1 pseudogene is annotated in these 236 nt (G+C 46.2%); it reads right to left on the bottom strand.

Annotation, left to right across the window (positions count from 1 at the left end):
• Nucleotides 1–236, bottom strand: a pseudogene (locus tag AAEY72_RS16330) (nitroreductase family protein); the annotation flags it as partial.

Below are 236 nucleotides of genomic sequence, written 5' to 3'. Positions count from 1 at the left end.
CTATCAAACCCATGTGCTCGCAGTGCCAGCATCAAATTTTCAGCAGCAAGTGCGGTATTGTTGGTCGCCCAATTTTTGACATCATCGAAGGTATAATAAGGTGATTTAATCGGCCCTTTTACCCGTCTAAAAACTTGCGTAGCGCCCCATTTAGCGGCTGATACCACATTGACTGGACCCCGCAAAAAGTCCATGGCCACTACTTTGGTGTAGTAGTCCTTAACCTTCTTTGGTAC

The organism is Psychrobacter sp. W2-37-MNA-CIBAN-0211 (assembly GCF_040309405.1).
In the GTDB taxonomy this organism is placed as follows: Bacteria; Pseudomonadota; Gammaproteobacteria; order Pseudomonadales; family Moraxellaceae; genus Psychrobacter; species Psychrobacter glaciei.
Note: the sequence above shows the minus strand (reverse complement) of the source record. Positions and strands in the feature narration are given on the sequence as shown.